Here is a 21,861-nt window from a genome sequence, read left to right as displayed (position 1 = left end):
ACCCAAATGGTCGGCGGCGGGTTGTTCACTGAGTTGGGGGCAGCGTTCAGGATTTCAAGGGCTCATCAATTTTGAAGTGCGCACGGGCGGTGGCAATCGGCTCGCTCTCGGTGCTTTGCCAGGCGGTGACAGCGACGTTCGCCACCCGCCGCCCCTGGCGACAGACCTGACACTTGGCCCAGGTGTCGCGAAACTGTCCGGCACGCAGGTAATCGAGGGAAAAGTCGATGATCTTCGGCACTCCGGGCGCACCGGTGAAGATCAGCAAATGCAACGCGGCCGCCAGCTCCATGAACCCGGCAATCACCCCGCCGTGGATTGCCGGCAATAAAGGGTTACCAATGTTGTCCTTGTTCGCCGGCAGCTTGAACAGCAGTTCATCGCCCACCCGCGAGCATTCGACGCCAATCAGCCCGGCATACGGGATCAGTTTCAGTAACGGCGCGTAATCACCCTGAACGTGAGCGGTGTGCAGTTGTTGTTTCAGGTCGTCATTCACTGCCCCTCTCCTTTTATTTTGCCGCCAAAGCCTTGGGTGCCCTTGAGCCCCTTGCCCATACGCATGAAGGTGCCAACAACATGGGCAATGGGTTTTTCGGGATCATCCTGATAGGCAAAGCCGCGGGCGAAGATCACATCGGTAGTGACCCGATAGCACTGGGCGAAACCGTAGACATCCTTGTGCGGTTCGGCCGCGTGCATATAGTCGATGCGCAAATCGAGGGTCGGGCAGACTTCGAACTCCGGCAGCACGCACAACGTCGACATGCCACAGGCGGTGTCCATCAACGAAGTGATGGCGCCACCATGAATCACTCCGGTCTGCGGATTACCAACGTTTTTTGGGCTGTACGGCAGAATAACGGTGAGCCCTTCGCTGGAGGCGCTGTGCACCTTCAAACCAAGGACCTGACAGTGGCGCAAGGCTGAGAGAAATCGCGTCGCGCGCTCAAAAACGGGGTTTTCAGCCATTTGATAATTACTCTCGATGGAGCCTTTTGCCAGTAGTAGGAAATAGCGCAAAAGTTCCGCTGCAAAACAAACTTATATATCTGAAAGAAATGAGGAACTTAACCCTCACGACCGAGTTCTTAAGGCCAGTAGTTATTTTCCATAAGGAGAAACACCCCATGCGTAAGACTTTAGCTATTGCCTTGATGTTGACCGCTTCCCTCGGTCTCGCTGCCTGCGATAAAAAATCCGAGGACAAAGCTCAAGATGCCAACCAACATGCTGAACAAGCTCAGCAAGACATGAACAAAGCTCAGGATAAAGTGAACGACGCTGCGAAAGAAAACGCCGAAGCCGCCAAAGCTCAGGCTGAATCGAACGCTGCAGCACAAGACGAAGCTGCCAAGAAGCAATAATTGCGACTTGATGCAGAAAAAGAAAACCCGCCAAGTGCGGGTTTTCTTTTGCCCGGGATTTTTGCCAGTACCGGCTTAGAGGCTGCTTTTACAGCAACACAGTTCTAAAAGTCGGACTAATCATCAGCAACAAAGAACAGATAAGGCCGACCAGCCACGCCAGACTGCGCAGCGTTGGCTTATCGGCCAGGTAGAACCACAAGTAGAGAATCCGCGCGATCACAAAGATGATCGCCAAGGCATCGATCAACCAGCCTTGTGTCTGCGTGGTGTGCGCCATCAGCACGCCCACGGCAAACAGGATGAATGCTTCAATGCTGTTCTGGTGCGCCGCCAGTGCCCGCGCGCCATAACCGGTGAGTTGCGCCTGTTGTTGGCGTGGCAGGTGGTTGTTGTACCCCCCCTGCTCTTTCATGGCTTTCCCCACCGGCATACGCGCGATGTAAATCAACAATGCACTGATAAACACACACCAGAACGGAATACTCATCAAGCGGCCTCTTTATTCGCTTCGGGCAACGACGCCTCTGTAGGGGTATAGACCATCACATCGAGAACGTCGGAGTGAAACTCGCGGCGATACAACACCAGCACTACGCCGGCGCTCATCAACATGAACAGCCACGGACTGACAAACCACGCCAGCATGCTCATGCCGAAGTAATAAGAGCGCAGGCCGAAGTTGAACTGGTTGGCCGCCATCGAAATCACCCGCGCTGCCCGTAGTGCGAACGCCTTGCGCTCCTGCTCGGACACCTGACGCTCACCGATCATCGGTGCCGACCCCACCAGCACTGCGGCAAAGTTGTACTGACGCATGCACCAACTGAACGTGAAGAACGCATAGACGAACACCAGCGCCAGACATAGCAACTTGATCTCCGACATGCCCTGCGACGCCTGCTGGACCATCGGAATGTCCGCCAGCAACGATACCGCGCGCTCGGACGCGCCCAGCACGGTCAGAATGCCGGCGAGGATGATCAGGGTGCTGGAGGCGAAGAACGAGGCATTGCGCTCCAGATTGCCGATCACGCTGGCATCGGCGATGCGGTTGTCGCGCAGCAGCATGCGGCGCATCCAGTCTTCGCGGTACAGGTGCAGCACACTGGCCAGACACGCGGTGTCGCGGGCCTTCCACGACGCATAACGGGTGTAGCCGCCCCAGCAGATGACAAACCAGAGCGCGGCCAGCAGGTGGATCAGGTTGGCTTGGATGAACGACATGCAATTCCTTGTGATGACGGGCGGTAAATCGGAAAACTGTGGGAGCAGGCTCACGCCTACATAAAATCTGTGCAGTGCTTCGACGTTAGCTCAGGGAAAAAGACACTGCCTGACGCGCATAAAAAATGCCCCGTATCGATTGATACGGGGCATTTCTGTTTGATCACTCAAGACCCGCTTGTGGCGGCTCGGTGAACGTTACGCTACCGCTTCGCTGCGCTTGCCCAGCAGGCGATCGCAGATCACCGCGACCACCAGGGTCATGACGCATGGCACCAGCCACGCCAGGCCCTGCTCGCTCAGCGGCAGGTGGGACAGCTGCGACGGCATCCAGTCGGCCAGGCCGGCGCCCTTGAGGGCGTCAATGGTGCCGAACACGAAGGACACCAGCATCACCGGGCCGATGATGCGGCCGTGTTCATGCCAGAAGTCTTTGCAGAAGCTCAGGCCGACCAACACGATGCACGGCGGGTAGATCGCGGTCAGCACCGGGATCGAGAAGGCGATCAGCTTGGTCAGGCCCAGGTTCGACACCAGCAGCGAGAACGCCGCCAGAATGATCACCAGGGTCTTGTAGGACAGTGGCAGCACACGGCTGAAGTATTCAGCGCAGGCACAGGTCAGACCGACCGCCGTTACCAGGCACGCCAGCGAGATCAGCACCGCCAGGAAACCACTGCCCAGCGAACCGAAGGTGTGTTGCACATAAGCGTGCAGCACCGCCGCGCCGTTGGTGGCACCGGCCGCGACTTCATGGCTGCCGGAACCGAGGCGGAACAAGCTGATGTACACCAGCGCCAGACCGACACCGGCGATGAGGCCGGCGATGATCGCGTAACGGGTGATCAGCGCAGGTGAGTCGACGCCACGGGAGCGGATTGCGTTGACGATGACGATGCCAAACACCAGAGCACCGAGGGTATCCATGGTCAGGTAACCATTGATGAAACCCTGGGAGAACGGTGCCGCGACGTATTCAGGCGTTGCCTGACCGATATCACCCGCTGGCAAGGCGAACGCGGCAATGCCGAGCACAGCCAGGGCGATGATCTTCAGCGGCGCGAGGAAACGCCCGACGGTATCGAGCAGGCGGCCCGGGTACAGCGAGATGAAGAACACCAGCAGGAAGTACACCGAGCTGTAGAGGAACAGCGCCAGCGGGCTTTCGCCGGTCAGCGGCGCCAGACCCACTTCGAACGACACGGTCGCGGTCCGCGGAGTGGCGAACAACGGGCCGACTGCCAGGTAGCAGGCTGCGGCGAGTACACCACCGGCGATCTTGCCGATCGGGCTGCTCAGCGTGTCCATCGCGCCGCCGACCTTGGCCAGGGCAACGACGGTGATCACCGGCAGACCCACCGCGGTGATCAGAAAGCCCAGCGCCGCCATCCAGACGTTAGGTCCGGACTGCAGGCCGACGATAGGCGGGAAGATGATGTTGCCGGCCCCGACGAACAGGGCGAATGTCATAAAACCAAGTGCCAGGATGTCCTGACCTTTCAAAACTTTCATTAAGGAAATACCACACTACTGAATCGGAATTTAGAGGGGGATTTCCCTGTGGGGTTAGGGAAATGCTGTCAGTCCGTATAAGACTGACCCGTTTGGCGCGTTGCATGCCTTGTGGGCGGCAGACGCAAAAATGGCTGCTAGCCTAACGAATTTGTCTGACAAACGCACTGTTTGAGGGCGAACTATCCGATACGCGACGTTTCCGTGTCGCGTTTACGTATTTAAATTTCATAAAGAAAGCAAAGATCAAAAGATCGCAGCCTTCGGCAGCTCCTACATCGGGTTATCTGTAGGAGCTGCCGAAGGCTGCGATCTTTTGATCTTCAGAAACGACAAAGGCCACCCGAAGGTGGCCTTTGCCTGGTGAAGCGTCAGTCAAGCACGAGGCTTACTTGACAGCCCAACCAGTCAGCTCGGCCAGGGCCTTGCCGATGTCTGCCAGCGAACGCACGGTTTTCACGCCTGCGTCTTGCAGAGCAGCGAATTTCTCGTCTGCAGTGCCTTTGCCGCCAGAGATGATTGCGCCAGCATGGCCCATGCGCTTGCCCGGAGGAGCAGTCACACCAGCGATGTAGGAAACAACCGGCTTGGTCACGTGTGCCTTGATGTAGGCAGCCGCTTCTTCTTCAGCCGAACCGCCGATCTCGCCGATCATCACGATCGCTTCGGTCTTCGGGTCTTCCTGGAACAGCTTCAGGATGTCGATGAAGTTCGAACCCGGGATCGGGTCACCACCGATGCCGACGCAAGTCGACTGACCGAAACCGGCGTCAGTGGTCTGCTTCACAGCTTCGTAGGTCAGGGTGCCGGAACGCGAAACGATACCGACCTTGCCTGGCAAGTGAATGTGACCTGGCATGATGCCGATCTTGCATTCGCCTGGGGTGATCACGCCTGGGCAGTTAGGGCCGATCAGGACTACGCCCAGCTCGTCGCACTTAACTTTAGCGTCCAGCATATCCAGGGTAGGAATGCCTTCGGTGATGCAAACGATCAGCTTGATGCCGCCGAATGCCGCTTCCAGGATCGAGTCCTTGCAGAAAGGAGCCGGAACGTAGATCACGCTGGCGGTAGCGCCAGTGGCTGCGACTGCGTCTTTAACGGTGTTGAACACTGGCAGACCCAGGTGCTCGGTGCCGCCTTTGCCCGGAGTTACGCCGCCCACCATCTTGGTGCCGTATTCGATGGCTTGCTGGGTGTGGAAACTACCTTGCGAACCGGTAATACCCTGGCAGATAACTTTGGTGTCTTTATTGATCAGGACGCTCATTATTTGCCCTCCGCAGCTTTGACAACTTGTTGAGCAGCGTCGGTCAGGCTGGTAGCAGCGATGATGTTCAAACCGCTTTCTGCCAGTACTTTAGCGCCCAGCTCAGCGTTGTTGCCTTCAAGGCGAACAACAACCGGGATTTTCACGCCGACTTCTTTCACGGCGCCGATGATGCCTTCGGCAATCATGTCGCAGCGAACGATGCCGCCGAAGATGTTGACCAGTACTGCAGCGACGTTGGTGTCGGACAGGATGATCTTGAACGCTTCAGTTACGCGTTCCTTGGTTGCACCACCGCCTACGTCGAGGAAGTTGGCTGGCTTGCCGCCGTGCAGGTTGACGATGTCCATGGTACCCATGGCCAGACCGGCACCGTTGACCATGCAACCGATGTTGCCTTCCAGGGCTACGTAGTTCAGTTCGAACTTGGCAGCGTGCGCTTCACGCGGATCGTCTTGCGACGGATCGTGGAAAGTCTTCAGCTTAGGCTGACGGTACATGGCGTTGGCGTCGATGTTGATCTTGGCGTCCAGGCAGTGCAGATCGCCGTCAGCCTTGATCACCAGCGGGTTCACTTCCAGCAGGGCCAGATCGTGATCCTGGAACAGTTTGGCCAGACCTACGAAGATCTTGGCGAACTGGGCAACTTGCTTGCCTTCCAGACCCAGTTGGAACGCCAGCTCGCGACCCTGGAATGGCTGAGCGCCAACCAGTGGATCGATAGTGGCTTTCAGAATTTTTTCTGGAGTGTCGTGAGCGATTTTCTCGATGTCCACGCCACCTTCGGTGGAAGCCATGAACACGATGCGACGGCTCGAACGGTCAACGACAGCGCCCAGGTACAGCTCTTTAGCGATATCAGTGCACGATTCAACCAGGATCTTGGTGACTGGCTGACCATTGGCGTCAGTCTGGTAAGTCACCAGACGCTTGCCCAGCCACTGCTGTGCGAAGGCCTTGGCGTCTTCTTTGTTGCGAACCAGCTTGACGCCGCCCGCTTTACCGCGACCACCGGCGTGGACCTGGGCTTTGACAACCCACTCGCTGCCGCCGATTTTGTCGCAAGCTTCTGCTGCTGCTTCCGGGGTGTCTACTGCGTAACCAGTGGAAACTGGCAGGCCGTATTCAGCGAACAGCTGCTTACCCTGATACTCGTGAAGATTCATGCTTTTTACCGTCTTCGTTAGGTACTGCGCATTCGGCGCTGCGCTCTTGATGAGTGCCGCGCCACCTGTGACTGCTGCTTGCGTAGCCTTTCCGGGTACCCGGTGCAGCTACGCAAGACTGCGTCCAGCGGACATTCCGCGGTGAGACTTGCTCGCAAGGCTCACGACGGGCCGTTACCGCCGTGGTTTCTTATTATGTCTTAACGCTTCTTGCGGTTGGCAATGTGGATGGCGCCGCCATTCACAGCCAGAGCAGCTTCGTGCAAGGCTTCAGACAGGGTCGGATGGGAGAAAACCATCATGCCCAGGTCTTCAGCGCTGGTGCCGAATTCCATACCGATCGCGCCCTGCTGAACCAGTTCTGCAGCGCTCGGGCCAATCACGTGCACGCCCAATACGCGGTCAGTCTTGGCATCCGCGATGACCTTGACGAAACCACCGGTATCGTTGGCGGCCATGGCACGGCCGGAAGCGGCGAACGGGAAGGTGCCGACGTTAACTTCAACGCCTTCGGCTTTCAAGGCCTGCTCGGTTTTGCCAACCCACGCGATTTCCGGGTGAGTATAAATAACCGAAGGGATCAGGTCATAGTTCATCTGGGCTTTGTGACCCTTGATGCGCTCGACAACCATGATGCCCTCTTCCGAGGCTTTGTGAGCCAGCATCATGCCGCGAACCACGTCACCAATGGCGTAGACGCCCGGTACGGTGGTGGCGCAGTGATCGTCAACGTGCACGAAACCGCGCTCGTCCAGGGTCACGCCGCTGTCGGCAGCCAGCAGATCAGTGGTCACCGGACGGCGACCAACGGCTACGATCAGCTTGTCGAAAGTGATGGTCTGTTCGCCGTTGGCATCGGTGTAGTTCACAACGACTTCGTCGCCATTCACTTTCGAGCCGGTAACGCGAGCGCCCAGCTTGATGTCCAGACCCTGTTTGGTCAGGGTTTTCAGCGCTTCCTTGGAAACAGCGGTGTCAGCTGCCATCAGGAAAGTGTCCAGGGCTTCCAGGACAGTCACTTCTGCACCCAGACGCGACCAGACCGAACCCAGTTCCAGACCGATCACGCCAGCGCCGATCACGCCCAGACGCTTGGGTACGGATTGGAATTCCAGCGCGCCAGTCGAATCGACGATAACTTTCTGATCGACCGGAGCCGGTGGAATGTCGATCGGACGCGAGCCTGGAGCCAGGATGACGTTTTCAGCTTCGATGACTTCAACCGAGCCGTCCGGCTTGGTGACTTCGACTTTCTTGCCTGCCAGCAGTTTGCCGTGGCCCTGGATCGAAGTAACGCCGTTGGCCTTGAACAGGGTGGCAACGCCGCCGGTCAGGTTCTTGACGATGCCAGCCTTGCGGCCAACCATCGCAGCGACGTCCATTTTGACTTCGCCGGTCGAGATACCGTGAACGTTGAAGCTCTCTTTGGCTTCCTTGTACTTCCAGGAGCTGTCCAGCAGCGCCTTGGACGGAATGCAGCCGACGTTCAGGCAAGTACCGCCGAGGGCTTGCTTGCCTTCAGCGTCGGTGTACTTCTCGATGCAGGCAGTGGTGAGACCCAACTGCGCGGCCTTGATGGCAGCCACATAGCCGCCAGGGCCGGCACCGATCACTACTACGTCAAATTTCTGCGACATTCAAAAAATCCTCTTTAGCGAAAAGCTTCAAGCCGCGCGCTCCAAGCCAAGCTGCCTTTTCTTGCAGCTTGAAACTTGAAGCTCGCAGCTGCTTCTATCAGATATCCAGCAACAGACGAGCCGGATCTTCCAGCAGGTTCTTGATGGTCACCAGGAAGGTCACAGCTTCTTTGCCATCGATCAGACGGTGATCGTAGGACAGTGCCAGGTACATCATCGGACGGATCACGACCTGACCGTTGATGGCCATAGGACGCTGGATGATGTTGTGCATGCCCAGAATCGCTGCCTGCGGTGGGTTGACGATCGGGGTCGACATCATCGAACCGAAGGTACCACCGTTGGTGATGGTGAAGGTACCGCCGGTCATCTCTTCCATCGACAGTTTGCCGTCACGGGCTTTCTTGCCGAAAGTGGCGATGCCGCCTTCGATTTCAGCCAGGCTCATCAGCTCGGCGTTACGCAGAACCGGTACTACCAGACCACGGTCGCTGGAAACGGCAACACCGATGTCGGCGTAGCCGTGGTAAACGATGTCCGCGCCGTCGATCGAAGCGTTGACCGCCGGGAAGCGTTTCAGCGCTTCGGTGGCCGCCTTGACGAAGAACGACATGAAGCCCAGGCGTACGCCGTTGTGGGACTTCTCGAACAGGTCCTTGTACTTCGAACGCAGGGCCATGACTTCGGTCATGTCGACTTCGTTGAAAGTGGTCAGCATCGCCATGTTCGACTGAGCTTCAACCAGACGCTCGGCAACCTTGGCGCGCAGACGGGTCATCGGTACGCGTTTTTCAACGCGGTCACCGGCAGCGAATACCGGAGCAGCAGCGGCTGGAGCAGCCGCTTTTGCAGGAGCGGCAGCCGGAGCGGCTTTCTTCGCGGCAACAGCAGCCACCACGTCTTCCTTGGTCACACGACCGCCTTTGCCGGTGCCGGCAACGGAAGCGATGTTGATGCCGTTTTCTTCAGCCAGCTTGCGCGCAGCCGGAGCAGCAACAGGATCGTCTTCGCCTTCGGCAGCAGCCGGGGCAGCGGCAGCAGCGGCCGGAGCAGCAGCGGCGGCTGGAGCAGCGGCAGCAGCGCCGCCCGCTTCGATGGAGCCCAGGACTTCGTCGGACAGAACGGTGTCGCCTTCGTTCTTGACGATTGCGCCCAGCACGCCGTCGGCGGTAGCCAGAACTTCCAATACGACTTTGTCAGTTTCGATGTCGACGATCAGGTCGTCACGCTTGACGGCGTCGCCCGGTTTTTTGTGCCAGGTGGCAACGGTGCCATCGGCAACCGATTCCGGGAAAGTGGGGGCTTTGATCTCGATAGCCATTATCTGTGGTTCCTTAAATTCGGTTTCAGGTGCGCGAAGGCGTTAAACGGTAAACGCGTCTTGCAGCAGTTTTTCCTGCTGCTCGGCGTGCATCGATGCGTAACCACAAGCTGGGGCAGCAGAAGCCTCACGGCCCGCGTAATCGAGTACGAGAGACTTGTCGAGGTTACTGATGCTGCGACGCAAGTGGTGCTGGCTGCAGTACCAGGCGCCCTGGTTCATCGGCTCTTCCTGACACCAGACGGCATGCTTGACGTTGGTGTAAGGCGCCAGGACTTCTTTCAAGTCGTCCTCAGGGAATGGATACAGCTGCTCGATACGCACGATGGCGATATCGTCACGGCCTTCGGCACGGCGTTTTTCCAGCAGGTCGTAGTAGACCTTGCCGCTACACAGAACAACGCGCTCGACCTTTTTCGGGTCCAGGGCATCGATTTCCGGGATCACGGTCTGGAACGAACCTTCAGCCAGATCTTCCAGCGTCGAGATGGCCAGCTTGTGGCGCAGCAGCGACTTCGGTGTCAGCACTACCAGTGGTTTGCGCAGCGGGCGAATCACCTGACGGCGCAGCAAATGGTAGATCTGGGCCGGAGTGGTCGGCATGCATACCTGAATGTTGTGCTCGGCGCACAGCTGCAGGTAACGCTCAAGACGTGCCGAGCTGTGCTCAGGACCCTGACCTTCGTAGCCGTGCGGCAACAGCATGGTCAGACCGCAGAGACGGCCCCACTTGTGCTCGCCGCTGGTGATGAACTGGTCGATAACAACCTGTGCACCGTTGGCGAAGTCGCCGAACTGGGCTTCCCAGATCACCAGCGCGTTTGGCGTGGTGGTCGAGTAGCCGTATTCGAAAGCCAGTACCGCTTCTTCCGACAGGAACGAGTCGTACAGGTCAAAGCGTGGCTGACCGTCGTACAGGTTCTGCAGCGGAATGTAGGTGCCCGCGTCTTTCTGGTTGTGCAGCACAGCGTGACGGTGCGAGAACGTACCGCGGCCGATGTCCTGACCAGTCATGCGGATCGGGTGACCTTCGAACGCCAGGGTCGCGTACGCCATGGTTTCGGCGTAACCCCAGTTGATCGGCAGGCCGCCGGCTTGCATCTTCTGACGGTCTTCGTAGATCTTCGCGACCTGACGCTGAACCACGAAGCCTTCCGGAATTTCCAGCAGCTTGGCGGACAGCTCTTGCAGGGTCTTCAGATCGAAACGCGTGTCGTGACGCGCAGTCCAGGCGTGGCCCAGATACGGACGCCAGTCCACGAACAGCTCTTTGTTCGGCTCTTTGACCAGCGATTTCACCACGTGCAGACCGTTGTCCAGCGCGTTGCGGTACTCGTCGACCTTGGCCTGAACACGTTCAGCGTCCAGTACACCGGCCTGAGTCAGACGATCAGCGTACAGCTCACGGGTGGTGCGCTGCTTGGTGATCTGCTGATACATCAGCGGCTGAGTGCCGCTTGGCTCGTCGGCCTCGTTGTGGCCGCGACGACGGTAGCAGACCAGGTCGATCACCACGTCACGCTTGAACTGCATGCGGTAGTCGATGGCCATCTGGGTCACGAACAGCACGGCTTCCGGATCATCACCATTCACATGGAGGATCGGCGCCTGGATCATCTTCGCAACGTCGGTGGCGTACTCGGTGGAACGCGAGTCCAGCGGGTTGCTGATGGTGAAACCGACCTGGTTGTTGATCACGATGTGCACGGTACCGCCGGTCTTGAAACCGCGGGTCTGCGACATCTGGAAGGTTTCCATGACCACGCCCTGACCTGCGAATGCAGCGTCACCGTGGATGGAGATCGGCAGAACCTTTTCACCGGTCGGGTCGTTACGACGATCCTGACGGGCGCGAACCGAACCTTCTACCACCGGGGAAACGATTTCCAGGTGGGACGGGTTGAACGCCATGGCCAGGTGAACTTCACCGCCGGTGGTCATTACGTTGGACGAGAAGCCCTGGTGGTATTTAACGTCACCGGAACCCAGCTCGACCTTCTTCTTGCCTTCGAACTCGTCGAACAGCTCGCGCGGGTTCTTGCCGAAGGTGTTGACCAGCACGTTCAGACGGCCACGGTGGGCCATGCCGATGACGACTTCCTTGGTGCCGTAGGAACCGGAACGCTGGATCAGCTCGTCGAGCATCGGGATCAGGCTTTCGCCGCCTTCCAGACCGAAACGCTTGGTACCCGGGTATTTGGTGCCCAGGTATTTTTCCAGGCCTTCACCGGCGGTCACGCGCTCGAGCAGGTGGCTCTTGATATCAGCGGAGTACGTCGGACGACCACGCACGCTTTCCAGACGCTGCTGGAACCACTGGCGCTGCTCGGAATCGGTGATGTGCGTAAATTCAGCGCCGATGGTGCGGCAATATGTCTGCTGCAACGCTTCGTGAATTTCGCGTAGGCTCGCTTCCTCTTTGCCGATGAACAGGTCGCCGGCACGGAAGGTCGTATCAAGATCGGCATTGGTCAAGCCGTAATGATTGATCGACAGGTCTGCAGGTGCAGGACGCTGCCACAGCCCCAGCGGGTCAAGCTGGGCTGCCTGGTGGCCACGCATACGGTAGGCCTGGATCAATCGCAGCACTTCAACTTGCTTCTTCTCGTGCTCACTGCTCACGCTACCGGCGGAAACCGGTTGGGCGCGGCGCTGGTTCTTTGCCAGCAGCACGAAATGATCGCGAATTGTGGAGTGCGAAACATCAGTGGCAGAGTTGCCGTCGGCAGGCAACTTCTGAAAGTAGGTGCGCCACTCTTCTGGCACAGCGTTAGGGTCGTGCAGGTAGAGCTCATAAAGCTCTTCCACATAGGCAGCGTTTCCACCTGAAAGGTAGGCGCTGTTCCACATGCGCTGCATCACGCTTTCTTGCATGCTTGGTCACCCTCGGTTAGGGGAACACCATCGGCGTCAATACCGAGCAAACTTGCAGAAGTCCGAATGCAGCGACCAAAACAAGCCACTTAGGATCACGCTGATAGTCCGGGTACCAGCCCGGATGCCCCTGCTTGTCTCATTTCTTCAAAATAAGAGCTGCAGCTTGTGGCTACTGCTCTGGTTATAGCCATGACGCGGGTTGAAGCCCGCGCCACAGCCTCTTCGGTACAGCGGTCCTACGGTTACAGCAGCTGAATCACACGCCGCTCGAAAGCAGCATGTTACGGATGTGACCGATGGCCTTAGTCGGGTTCAGGCCTTTCGGACATACGTTGACGCAGTTCATGATGCCCCGGCAGCGGAAGACGCTGAACGGGTCATCGAGCGAAGCCAGACGCTCGGACGTCTTGGTGTCACGACTGTCTGCCAGGAAGCGGTACGCTTGCAGCAGAGCAGCTGGACCCAGGAACTTGTCCGGGTTCCACCAGAAGGACGGGCACGAGGTCGAGCAGCAGGCGCACAGGATGCACTCGTACAGACCGTCGAGCTTTTCACGCTCTTCAGGGGACTGCAGACGCTCGATGGCCGGAGCCGGCGTGTCGTTCTGCAGGTAAGGCTTAACCTTCTCGTATTGCTTGTAGAAGATGCTCATATCGACGACCAGGTCACGGATAACCGGCAAACCTGGCAGCGGACGAACGATCAACTTGTTGCCTTTTACGACAGCGGACAGCGGCGTGATGCACGCCAGACCGTTCTTGCCGTTGATGTTCATGCCGTCGGAGCCGCAGACGCCTTCACGGCAAGAGCGACGATAGGAGAAACCCTCGTCCTGCTCTTTGATCAGGGCCAGCACGTCCAGCACCATCAGGTCTTTACCACCGGTATCGACCTGGAATTCCTGCATGAACGGCGCAGCGTCCTGATCAGGGTTGTAGCGATAAACACTGACTTGCAACATGGCGGTCACCCTTAATAAGTCCGGACTTTAGGTTCGAAAGTCGGAACAGTCTTCGGCGAGAAGTTCACGGCACGCTTGGTGACGCGCTTGTCACCCGGGAAGTACAGGGTGTGGCACAGCCAGTTTTCGTCGTCACGATCTTCGAAGTCTTCACGGGCGTGAGCGCCGCGGGACTCTTTACGTACTTCGGCAGCGATGGCGGTAGCTTCAGCCACTTCCAGCAGGTTTTGCAGCTCGAGAGCTTCGATACGTGCGGTGTTGAACGCCTGCGACTTATCGTTGATCTTCACGTTGGCGATGCGCTTGCGCAGATCGGCCAGCTGGGCAATACCCTTCTGCATGTATTCGCCGGTACGGAACACACCGAAGTAGTTCTGCATGCAGCTTTGCAGCTCGCGACGCAGGGTAGCTACGTCTTCGCCATCGGTACGGCCATTCAGCGCGTTCAGACGCGACAGGGCAGCTTCGATGTCGGCTTCGGTCGCGTCGTCGTATTCGATACCGTCGGTCAGCGCCTTCTCCAGGTGCAGGCCGGCAGCGCGGCCGAATACCACCAGGTCGAGCAGCGAGTTGCCACCCAGACGGTTGGCACCGTGCACCGATACGCAAGCCACTTCACCTACGGCGAACAGACCAGGAATGATCTGATCCACGCCTTCGGCATTCTGGGTGATCGCCTGACCGTGAATGTTGGTGGCAACGCCGCCCATCATGTAGTGGCAGGTTGGAACAACCGGAACCGGAGCAACCACCGGGTCAACGTGAGCGAAAGTCTTCGACAGTTCGCAGATGCCTGGCAGACGGCTGTGCAGCACTTCCTCGCCCAGGTGGTCGAGTTTGAGCATTACGTGGTCGCCATTCGGACCGCAACCGTTGCCGGCGATGATTTCTTTAACCATCGAGCGAGCAACCACGTCACGACCGGCCAGGTCTTTCGCGTTCGGAGCATAACGCTCCATGAAACGCTCGCCGTGCTTGTTGATCAGGTAACCACCTTCACCACGGCAACCTTCGGTCACCAGTACACCGGCGCCGGCGATGCCGGTCGGGTGGAACTGCCACATTTCGATGTCTTGTACCGGCACGCCAGCACGCAGGGCCATGCCAACGCCGTCACCGGTGTTGATCAGGGCGTTGGTGGTGGAGGCGTAGATACGGCCAGCACCACCAGTCGCCAGCACAGTGGCCTTGGCGCGGATGTACGAGGTTTCGCCGGTTTCGATGCAGATCGCGATCACACCGACGAACTCGCCTTCCTGGTTTTTCACCAGGTCGACAGCGTAGTACTCGTTCAGGAACGTGGTACCGGCTTTCAGGTTGCCCTGATAAAGGGTGTGCAACAGAGCGTGACCGGTACGGTCGGACGCTGCGCAGGTACGTGCAGCCTGACCGCCCTTGCCGTAGTCCTTGGACTGGCCACCGAACGGACGCTGGTAGATACGACCTTGCTCGGTACGCGAGAACGGCAGACCCATGTGGTCCAGCTCGAAAACGGCAGCCGGGCCTTCCTGACACATGTATTCGATAGCGTCCTGGTCACCGATGTAGTCGGAACCCTTGACGGTATCGTACATGTGCCAGCGCCAGTCATCGTTCGGGTCGGCGGACGCGATCGCGCAGGTGATGCCGCCCTGGGCGGATACAGTGTGCGAACGGGTCGGGAAAACCTTGGTGATCACGGCAGTCTTGTGACCGCCCTGTGCCAGCTGCAGCGCAGCGCGCATGCCGGCACCGCCACCACCAATAATGATGGCGTCGAAAGAAATCGTTGGAATGTTAGCCATGACTCAGATACCCCAGAGAATCTGCACACCCCAGACGAAGTAAGCGAACATCGCAACGCCGCATACTGCCTGGAAAAGGAAACGTATAGCCGTCGCAGACTTGCCGAACGCCATTGGCGTCAGGTAGTCAGTCGCGATGGTCCACATGCCGACCCAGGCGTGAGCGCCGAGGGCAACAAGGGCCAGGAGGCTGAAAATACGCATCCCGTTGTGGGCGAACAGTTCATGCCACTGGGCATACTCGAGGCCTGGGTGGGCCACGACGTATCCGATCAGAAAGATGAAGTAAGCCGCGAGAACGACCGCCGACACACGTTGCGCCATCCAGTCATAGAGGCCCGAACGCGAGAGGTTCGTGACGTTAGTTACCATATCCAAACTCCTGCCAGAACGATTACCACCACGGAAACGGCGATAACGATTTTCGAGCCCAGCTTGCCGCCTTCCAGCGTCTCACCGATGCCCATGTCCATGATCAAATGGCGCACACCGGCAACCAGGTGATACAGCAGAGCGGACAGGATGCCCCAAATCACTAGCTTGGCTAGCGGACTGGTCAGACACGCTTTCACCTGACCGAAGCCTTCCTCGGAGCTCAGCGACTTGTCCAATGCGTAAAGCATGATGGCAAGGCACACAAAGAGGATGACACCGGAGATTCGGTGAAGAATGGACGTGTAAGCAGTGACTGGGAGTTTGATGGTCCTTAGGTCTAGGTTTACAGGTCGTTGGCTTTTCACGGCTTTTTTTTCACACTGAAGAGCCCCTAACAATCAGGGCAAAGTTGTTGGGGAGTGCACTGGTCAGGTAACCACCACCCAGGGATGCGACCCCCAATGAAAGCAAGCCCAAAAGCCCTTGGCGGTCGGTGGCCGAGTATAGACAGTTAGGCTACTAATGACAACGCAATCACCTACCCCAAATAGCTGATTGCACAAGTCGTATAAAAGGCGTAAATGGCAGTCAATTTCGAGGAAAAAGTGCGCTTAAAGCCTTCTGGAGCAAGACTTTAGGCAAATTGACATTCGAATTTATCTCACTATAGTGGTGCGGGCCCTGCGTGGGGGGTCTGTCTGATGGTTCAAGCATAAATAGGAGGCCACATGGCTGACAAAAAAGCGCAGTTGATCATCGAGGGCGCAGCCCCCGTCGAGCTGCCCATTTTAACCGGCACCGTTGGTCCCGATGTAATTGATGTTCGGGGCCTGACGGCCACGGGCCGCTTCACTTTCGACCCGGGTTTCATGTCGACCGCCTCGTGCGAATCGAAGATCACCTATATCGACGGCGACAACGGCATTCTGTTGCACCGCGGCTACCCGATCGAACAGCTGGCTGAAAAGTCGGACTACCTGGAAACCTGCTACCTGCTGCTCAACGGCGAACTGCCGACCGCAGAACAGAAGGCCCAGTTCGTCAGCACCGTGAAAAACCACACCATGGTTCACGAGCAGCTGAAAACCTTCTTCAACGGCTTCCGTCGCGACGCCCACCCGATGGCCGTCATGTGCGGCGTAGTCGGCGCCCTCTCGGCCTTCTACCACGACTCCCTGGACATCAATAACCCGCAGCATCGCGAAATCTCCGCGATCCGTCTGGTTGCCAAGATGCCGACCCTGGCAGCGATGGTTTACAAGTACTCCATGGGCCAACCCATGATGTACCCGCGCAACGACCTGACGTACGCGGAAAACTTCCTGCACATGATGTTCAACACCCCGTGCGAGATCAAACCGATCAGCCCGGTACTCGCCAAGGCCATGGATCGGATCTTCATCCTCCACGCCGACCACGAGCAGAACGCATCGACATCCACCGTGCGTCTGGCAGGCTCCTCGGGTGCCAACCCGTTCGCCTGTATCGCCGCCGGGATCGCCGCACTGTGGGGCCCTGCCCACGGTGGTGCGAACGAAGCCGTATTGACCATGCTCGACGAGATTGGCGATGTGTCCAACATCGACAAGTTCATCGCCAAGGCCAAGGACAAGAACGATCCGTTCAAGTTGATGGGCTTCGGTCACCGCGTTTACAAGAACCGCGACCCTCGCGCGACTGTCATGAAGCAGACCTGCGACGAAGTATTGAAAGAACTGGGCATCAACAACGATCCGCAACTCGAACTGGCCATGCGCCTGGAAGAGATCGCGCTGACCGACCCGTACTTCATCGAACGCTCGCTGTACCCGAACGTCGACTTCTACTCGGGGATCATCCTCAAGGCGATCGGCATTCCAACCAGCATGTTCACCGTGATCTTCGCCCTGGCACGTACTGTCGGCTGGATCTCCCACTGGAAAGAAATGCTCTCCAGCCCGTACAAGATCGGCCGTCCGCGCCAGCTGTACACCGGCTACGAGTCGCGTGACATTACCAAGCTGGAAGACCGCAAATAAGACTTGTCTTGCGATAACGTCTTGAAGTTGTACCGGGAACGGCCTCTATTTATATAGGGGCCGTTTTTGTTTGTGTGTCGCAGCGGCCTGAGGGCCGACTGGGGTTTTGCGGTTTTGGGTGTATATCCGTTGCTGCGGTAACGGCCTCCTATGGTTTCGCTCTTACAGCGACTCACTTTTCCAGGCGCCGAAAAGTAAGCAAAAGGCTTTGCCCCGGCGTACGGCCCGCTCGCTGGGGCTCGGGGTTCCCTCGCTACGGTGTCCATCAGGGGGCATCGCCTACGGTTTGCTTCGCTGCACCTCCTCTCGATGTATGCGGCTTCGCCGCACGGCGCTGCGCGCCTCCCCCCTGATGAACACCTTCGCTCGGCCTGCCGAAGGGGCAAAAGATCAAAGGCCACATCAAAAGCCACATCAAAAGCCAGAGCCAGAGCCAGAGCCAGAGCCAGAGCCAGAGCCAGAGCCAGAGCAAAAGATCGCAGCCTTCGGCAGCTCCTACAATTGAACCCGGTACCCCCATCAGAAATTGCTCGTCCGACGAGCCGCCATCGCTGGCAAGCCGCTCCCCCAGTGACCGCTCGCCCCCTTAAGGCCGAGTGTCAGCTCGCCTGCTCTTGATCTTGATCCACGGGCGACGTCGGAAGGCTGAGCGGAGGGATTGATCCGGGGGTGGGAGCGCAGCGACCGTTTGGCGAAGCCAAACACAGCGAGAGGAGGTGCAGCGAAGCAAACCGTAGGCGCTGCCCCCCGGATCGATCCCGGAGCGAAGGAACCCCGAGCCCTAGCGAGCGGGCCGAACGTAGGAGCAAGCGTTTTTTTGCTTACTTTTTTTAGGCGTTTGTAAAAAAAGTGAGTCGCCGTAAGGGCGAAACCCTAAGCCGCCGTTACCGCAGCAACGGATATGTACACAATTCCAGCCCGATAACCGCCCACAAAAAATGCCCCGATCTCTCAACCGGGGCATTCAGTACAACGCTTACACAATCATCAAGCAATCAGTGAGACACAGCCCCACTCGCCCCCAACCCAGTCTGCGAACGCACAAACTGCGGGAAGAACAGCGCCCGCTCGTTATCAGCAGCCGCTGACTTGTCGGTGATCGAGAAGAACCAGATCCCGATAAAGGCAATGATCATCGAAAACAGCGCCGGGTACTCATACGGGAAGATCGCCTTCTCGTGATGCAGGATCTGCACCCAGATGGTCGGACCAAGGACCATCAGCCCCACCGCACTCACCAGCCCTAGCCAGCCGCCCACCATCGCACCGCGGGTGGTCAGCTTCTTCCAGTACATCGAAAGCAGCAGGACCGGGAAGTTGCAGCTCGCCGCGATGGAGAACGCCAGACCGACCATGAACGCGATGTTCTGGCTTTCGAACAGGATGCCCAGGCCGATGGCCAGCACGGCCAGTGCGATGGTGGTGATCTTCGACACGCGAATCTCATCCTTGTCGTTGGCCTTGCCCTTCTTGATCACGCTGGCATACAGGTCATGGGACACCGCCGAAGCACCGGCCAGGGTCAGACCCGCCACAACCGCCAGAATGGTCGCGAACGCTACCGCCGAGATGAAGCCCAGGAAAATACTACCGCCCACCGCATTGGCCAGGTGCACCGCCGCCATGTTGTTGCCGCCGAGCAGAGCGCCCGCTGCATCCTTGAAGGCCGGGTTGGTGCTGACCAGCAGGATCGCACCGAAGCCGATGATGAAGGTCAGGATGTAGAAGTAGCCGATGAAGCCGGTTGCGTACAACACGCTCTTGCGCGCTTCCTTCGCGTCACTCACGGTGAAGAAGCGCATCAGGATGTGCGGCAGACCGGCGGTACCGAACATCAGCGCCAGGCCTAAGGAGAACGCCGAAATCGGGTCTTTCACCAGGCCGCCCGGGCTCATGATCGCCTCACCTTTGGGGTGAACCTTGATCGCCTCGGAGAACAGCATGTTGAAGTCGAAGTTGACGTGCTTCATCACCATCAGCGCCATGAACGAGGCACCGGACAGCAACAGCACTGCCTTGATGATCTGCACCCAGGTGGTCGCCAGCATGCCGCCGAACAGCACATACATGCACATCAGGATACCGACCAGAATCACCGCCACATAGTAGTCGAGGCCGAACAGCAGCTGGATCAGCTTGCCGGCACCGACCATTTGCGCGATCAGGTAGAACGCCACCACCACCAGCGAACCGCAGGCAGACAGGGTGCGGATCTGCGTTTGCCCGAGGCGGTAGGACGCCACGTCGGCAAAGGTGTATTTGCCCAGGTTACGCAGGCGCTCGGCGATCAGGAACAGAATGATCGGCCAGCCCACCAGGAAGCCGATCGAGTAGATCAGGCCATCGTAGCCGGAGGTGAACACCAGCGCGGAAATCCCCAGAAAGGACGCCGCCGACATGTAATCACCGGCAATCGCCAGACCGTTCTGGAAACCGGTGATCTTGCCGCCCGCTGCATAGTAGTCGGCAGCCGACTTGTTGCGTTTGGACGCCCAGTAAGTAATGCACAGGGTCGCCCCGACGAACACCACAAACATGGCGATCGCAGAAACGTTGAGGGGTTGTTTGTGGACTTCGCCGGTCAAGGCGTCAGCGGCCCAGACGGCTGGAGCGAACGCTGCGATGCTCAAAAGAGCCAGTAGACGCCGGATCATTGCTGAGCCTCCTTGAGAATCGCATTGTTCAGGTCGTCAAACTCGCCGTTGGCGCGCCGTACGTAGATAGCAGTCAGGACGAAGGCCGAGACAATCAATCCGACACCAATCGGAATGCCCCAGGTAATCGAAGACCCGGGACTGAGTTTTGCCCCGAGCACTTGCGGCCCGTAGGCGATCAGCAGGATGAATCCGGAGTACAGCCCGAGCATGATCGCCGAGAGTATCCAGGCGAACTTTTCTCTTTTTCTCACCAGCTCCTTGAAGCGCGGGCTGTTTTGAATCGAGAGGTAAATGCTGTCGTTCATTGTTTTTATCCTCGCAGCACAGATTATTGTTGGAACGTATCCACTGTATGCGGCTGCGGAACGGCTTCCAGACGACCTTAGTATTAGAACGACATGACATTTTCGCCAATTTTTGGACTGTAAATAGCCGAAAGAAGTGGAAAGAGGCGCTGAAACAGCCGCAAACCCTGTCGGTGAGGGGTGGCCGGAAACAAATGTAGGAGTGAGCCTGCTCGCGATTGCGTCAAATCAGTCGACATCGCTGTCACCGAAAGACCGCTATCGCGAGCAGGCTCACTCCTACAGGGGGTACTGCGTTACGTGTGGTTATTTAGTCCAGTCAGCCACGCGATCCGGGTGCTTGGCGACCCAATCCTTGGCCGCCGCTTCAGGCTTGGCGCCGTCCTGAATCGCCAGCATGACTTCGCCGATCTCGTCTTTCGACGCCCACTGGAAGTTTTTCAGGAACTTGGCGACTTCCGGAGCCTTGGTCTCCAGCGCTTTGCTGCCGATGCTGTTCACGGTTTCAGCCGCGCCGTACACGCCTTTCGGGTCGTCGAGGAAACGCAGTTTCCACTTGGCGAACATCCAGTGCGGCACCCAACCGGTGACGGCAATCGATTCGTTCTTCTTCTCGGCACGGGTCAGCTCGGCAATCATGCCGGCGCCGGAACTGGCCTTGAGGGTGTATTTGTCGAGACCGTAATCCTTGATCGCCTGATCGGTCTTGAGCATCACGCCTGAACCGGCATCGATGCCGACGATACGGTTTTTGAAGCTGTCGTCGGTTTTCAGGTCTTCGATCGATTTCGCTTTGACGTACTCCGGCACGATCAGGCCGATTTTTGCATCCTTGAAGTTCGGGCCGTAATCGACGACCAGATCCTTGTTCTTCGTCCAGTATTCGCCGTGGGTGACCGGCAGCCAGGCCGAGAGCATGGCGTCGAGTTTGCCGGTGGCCACGCCCTGCCACATGATCCCGGTAGCGACGGCTTGCAGTTTCACATCGTAGCCGAGTTTCTGCTTGATCACTTCGGCCGCCACATGGGTGGTCGCGACGCTGTCGGACCAGCCGTCAACGTAACCGATGTTCAGGGTCTGTTTTTCAGCGCTGGCGAATGTGGAGCTCATCGCAAGCACCAGAGCGGCACCGGCGCCTAAAAGTCGTCGCATCTTCATCGTTACTTCCCCGAAATGCTGCGCCCGACGGATGCCGGGCATCGTCAACGTATTGTTATGGTGCACAGCGCCCCCATCACGCCTGACCGCAAACTCGTCCGAACATCAGTCGTCTTTTCTATAAGGGTACTGACGCTTTCGATCATCGGCCTGACGCCAAACGCGACCTGCTCTGGCAACGACCTCAAGACAACGAGAAACGACATCAGAAAGCCATTAATCGCTT

19 protein-coding genes are annotated in these 21,861 nt (G+C 58.1%); 2 read left to right on the top strand and 17 right to left on the bottom strand.

Annotation, left to right across the window (positions count from 1 at the left end; all coding sequences use genetic code 11):
* Nucleotides 1-46: 46 nt before the first annotated feature.
* On the bottom strand, nucleotides 47-499 hold the full coding sequence (locus KKQ10_RS16550) for a PaaI family thioesterase (protein ID WP_215501692.1): 453 nt from the start codon (nucleotides 497-499) through the stop codon (nucleotides 47-49).
* Nucleotides 496-972, bottom strand: a complete 477-nt coding sequence (locus KKQ10_RS16545) for a PaaI family thioesterase (protein WP_215501708.1) — start codon at nucleotides 970-972, stop codon at nucleotides 496-498. Before KKQ10_RS16545 ends, KKQ10_RS16550 begins: the two co-directional genes overlap by 4 nt.
* A gap of 158 nt (nucleotides 973-1,130) precedes the next feature.
* Here KKQ10_RS16545 and KKQ10_RS16540 point away from each other — a divergent pair, with 158 nt between their 5' ends.
* Entirely contained in the window at nucleotides 1,131-1,367 is a 237-nt protein-coding gene (locus KKQ10_RS16540) for a hypothetical protein (RefSeq protein ID WP_008082962.1), read from the top strand.
* A gap of 88 nt (nucleotides 1,368-1,455) precedes the next feature.
* Here the strand turns inward: KKQ10_RS16540 and KKQ10_RS16535 are convergent, their stop codons facing one another.
* The 12 genes from KKQ10_RS16535 to sdhC all read right to left on the bottom strand — a co-directional run bounded on the left by KKQ10_RS16535 (nucleotide 1,456) and on the right by sdhC (nucleotide 15,862).
* Nucleotides 1,456-1,857 (bottom strand): MAPEG family protein, encoded by a 402-nt coding sequence (locus tag KKQ10_RS16535; RefSeq protein WP_127651556.1) that lies wholly within the window; start codon nucleotides 1,855-1,857, stop codon nucleotides 1,456-1,458.
* Nucleotides 1,857-2,594, bottom strand: a complete 738-nt coding sequence (locus KKQ10_RS16530) for a DUF599 domain-containing protein (protein WP_127651557.1) — start codon at nucleotides 2,592-2,594, stop codon at nucleotides 1,857-1,859. The genes KKQ10_RS16535 and KKQ10_RS16530 overlap by 1 nt, the downstream gene beginning before the upstream one ends.
* A 198-nt stretch (nucleotides 2,595-2,792) precedes the next feature.
* Nucleotides 2,793-4,106 carry a branched-chain amino acid transport system II carrier protein gene (gene brnQ, locus KKQ10_RS16525; RefSeq protein ID WP_215501691.1) on the bottom strand — a complete coding sequence of 438 codons (1,314 nt, stop codon included), beginning with the start codon at nucleotides 4,104-4,106 and terminating at the stop codon, nucleotides 2,793-2,795.
* A gap of 388 nt (nucleotides 4,107-4,494) precedes the next feature.
* Nucleotides 4,495-5,376: a succinate--CoA ligase subunit alpha gene (gene sucD / locus KKQ10_RS16520; protein WP_007919877.1), complete on the bottom strand. Its 882-nt coding sequence runs from the start codon at nucleotides 5,374-5,376 to the stop codon at nucleotides 4,495-4,497.
* Nucleotides 5,376-6,542, bottom strand: coding sequence for an ADP-forming succinate--CoA ligase subunit beta (sucC, locus tag KKQ10_RS16515; RefSeq protein WP_003223015.1), 1,167 nt, complete (start codon nucleotides 6,540-6,542; stop codon nucleotides 5,376-5,378). Before sucC ends, sucD begins: the two co-directional genes overlap by 1 nt.
* 200 nt (nucleotides 6,543-6,742) lie before the next feature.
* A complete protein-coding gene (lpdA, locus tag KKQ10_RS16510) occupies nucleotides 6,743-8,179 on the bottom strand; it encodes a dihydrolipoyl dehydrogenase (RefSeq protein ID WP_003223013.1) in 1,437 nt (478 codons plus the stop codon).
* Between the two features lie 97 nt (nucleotides 8,180-8,276).
* Nucleotides 8,277-9,500 carry a 2-oxoglutarate dehydrogenase complex dihydrolipoyllysine-residue succinyltransferase gene (gene odhB, locus KKQ10_RS16505; RefSeq protein ID WP_003223011.1) on the bottom strand — a complete coding sequence of 408 codons (1,224 nt, stop codon included), beginning with the start codon at nucleotides 9,498-9,500 and terminating at the stop codon, nucleotides 8,277-8,279.
* 42 nt (nucleotides 9,501-9,542) lie between these two features.
* Nucleotides 9,543-12,374, bottom strand: coding sequence for a 2-oxoglutarate dehydrogenase E1 component (locus KKQ10_RS16500; protein ID WP_215501690.1), 2,832 nt, complete (start codon nucleotides 12,372-12,374; stop codon nucleotides 9,543-9,545).
* A gap of 259 nt (nucleotides 12,375-12,633) precedes the next feature.
* Nucleotides 12,634-13,338 (bottom strand): succinate dehydrogenase iron-sulfur subunit, encoded by a 705-nt coding sequence (locus KKQ10_RS16495; RefSeq protein WP_003223007.1) that lies wholly within the window; start codon nucleotides 13,336-13,338, stop codon nucleotides 12,634-12,636.
* Between the two features lie 11 nt (nucleotides 13,339-13,349).
* A complete protein-coding gene (sdhA, locus tag KKQ10_RS16490) occupies nucleotides 13,350-15,122 on the bottom strand; it encodes a succinate dehydrogenase flavoprotein subunit (RefSeq protein ID WP_025111871.1) in 1,773 nt (590 codons plus the stop codon).
* Between the two features lie 3 nt (nucleotides 15,123-15,125).
* Nucleotides 15,126-15,494 carry a succinate dehydrogenase, hydrophobic membrane anchor protein gene (gene sdhD / locus KKQ10_RS16485; protein WP_003222999.1) on the bottom strand — a complete coding sequence of 123 codons (369 nt, stop codon included), beginning with the start codon at nucleotides 15,492-15,494 and terminating at the stop codon, nucleotides 15,126-15,128.
* Nucleotides 15,488-15,862 carry a succinate dehydrogenase, cytochrome b556 subunit gene (gene sdhC / locus KKQ10_RS16480; RefSeq protein ID WP_016773673.1) on the bottom strand — a complete coding sequence of 125 codons (375 nt, stop codon included), beginning with the start codon at nucleotides 15,860-15,862 and terminating at the stop codon, nucleotides 15,488-15,490. The genes sdhD and sdhC overlap by 7 nt, the downstream gene beginning before the upstream one ends.
* Before the next feature lie 363 nt (nucleotides 15,863-16,225).
* Between sdhC and gltA the strand changes: the two genes are divergently transcribed.
* On the top strand, nucleotides 16,226-17,515 hold the full coding sequence (gene gltA / locus KKQ10_RS16475) for a citrate synthase (RefSeq protein ID WP_003222994.1): 1,290 nt from the start codon (nucleotides 16,226-16,228) through the stop codon (nucleotides 17,513-17,515).
* Nucleotides 17,516-18,510: 995 nt separating this feature from the next.
* Here gltA and KKQ10_RS16470 read toward each other — a convergent pair.
* The 3 genes from KKQ10_RS16470 to KKQ10_RS16460 all read right to left on the bottom strand — a co-directional run bounded on the left by KKQ10_RS16470 (nucleotide 18,511) and on the right by KKQ10_RS16460 (nucleotide 21,635).
* Entirely contained in the window at nucleotides 18,511-20,169 is a 1,659-nt protein-coding gene (locus tag KKQ10_RS16470; protein ID WP_127651561.1) for a cation acetate symporter, read from the bottom strand.
* Nucleotides 20,166-20,477: a DUF485 domain-containing protein gene (locus tag KKQ10_RS16465; protein ID WP_127651562.1), complete on the bottom strand. Its 312-nt coding sequence runs from the start codon at nucleotides 20,475-20,477 to the stop codon at nucleotides 20,166-20,168. Before KKQ10_RS16465 ends, KKQ10_RS16470 begins: the two co-directional genes overlap by 4 nt.
* Nucleotides 20,478-20,783: 306 nt before the next feature.
* The gene (locus KKQ10_RS16460) at nucleotides 20,784-21,635 is read right to left on the bottom strand and encodes a glycine betaine ABC transporter substrate-binding protein (protein ID WP_127651563.1); all 852 of its coding nucleotides are present in this window, start codon (nucleotides 21,633-21,635) and stop codon (nucleotides 20,784-20,786) included.
* Nucleotides 21,636-21,861 lie beyond the last annotated feature (226 nt).

Source organism: Pseudomonas sp. MG-9 (assembly GCF_018729515.1).
Lineage (GTDB): Bacteria > Pseudomonadota > Gammaproteobacteria > Pseudomonadales > Pseudomonadaceae > Aquipseudomonas > Aquipseudomonas serboccidentalis.
This window is presented reverse-complemented; position numbering and strand designations above follow the sequence as displayed.

Bases quoted from the DNA above. Each gene is read 5' to 3' on its own strand.
- KKQ10_RS16545 (WP_215501708.1), bottom strand. From the start codon at position 972: ATGGCTGAAAACCCCGTTTTTGAGCGCGCGACGCGATTTCTCTCAGCC.
- sucC (WP_003223015.1), bottom strand. From the start codon at position 6,542: ATGAATCTTCACGAGTATCAGGGTAAGCAGCTGTTCGCTGAATACGGC.
- KKQ10_RS16465 (WP_127651562.1), bottom strand. From the start codon at position 20,477: ATGAACGACAGCATTTACCTCTCGATTCAAAACAGCCCGCGCTTCAAG.
- sdhD (WP_003222999.1), bottom strand. From the start codon at position 15,494: ATGGTAACTAACGTCACGAACCTCTCGCGTTCGGGCCTCTATGACTGG.
- KKQ10_RS16495 (WP_003223007.1), bottom strand. From the start codon at position 13,338: ATGTTGCAAGTCAGTGTTTATCGCTACAACCCTGATCAGGACGCTGCG.
- KKQ10_RS16460 (WP_127651563.1), bottom strand. From the start codon at position 21,635: ATGAAGATGCGACGACTTTTAGGCGCCGGTGCCGCTCTGGTGCTTGCG.
- brnQ (WP_215501691.1), bottom strand. From the start codon at position 4,106: ATGAAAGTTTTGAAAGGTCAGGACATCCTGGCACTTGGTTTTATGACA.
- lpdA (WP_003223013.1), bottom strand. From the start codon at position 8,179: ATGTCGCAGAAATTTGACGTAGTAGTGATCGGTGCCGGCCCTGGCGGC.
- KKQ10_RS16535 (WP_127651556.1), bottom strand. From the start codon at position 1,857: ATGAGTATTCCGTTCTGGTGTGTGTTTATCAGTGCATTGTTGATTTAC.
- KKQ10_RS16500 (WP_215501690.1), bottom strand. From the start codon at position 12,374: ATGCAAGAAAGCGTGATGCAGCGCATGTGGAACAGCGCCTACCTTTCA.
- KKQ10_RS16530 (WP_127651557.1), bottom strand. From the start codon at position 2,594: ATGTCGTTCATCCAAGCCAACCTGATCCACCTGCTGGCCGCGCTCTGG.
- odhB (WP_003223011.1), bottom strand. From the start codon at position 9,500: ATGGCTATCGAGATCAAAGCCCCCACTTTCCCGGAATCGGTTGCCGAT.
- sdhA (WP_025111871.1), bottom strand. From the start codon at position 15,122: ATGGCTAACATTCCAACGATTTCTTTCGACGCCATCATTATTGGTGGT.
- KKQ10_RS16470 (WP_127651561.1), bottom strand. From the start codon at position 20,169: ATGATCCGGCGTCTACTGGCTCTTTTGAGCATCGCAGCGTTCGCTCCA.
- sucD (WP_007919877.1), bottom strand. From the start codon at position 5,376: ATGAGCGTCCTGATCAATAAAGACACCAAAGTTATCTGCCAGGGTATT.
- KKQ10_RS16540 (WP_008082962.1), top strand. From the start codon at position 1,131: ATGCGTAAGACTTTAGCTATTGCCTTGATGTTGACCGCTTCCCTCGGT.
- gltA (WP_003222994.1), top strand. From the start codon at position 16,226: ATGGCTGACAAAAAAGCGCAGTTGATCATCGAGGGCGCAGCCCCCGTC.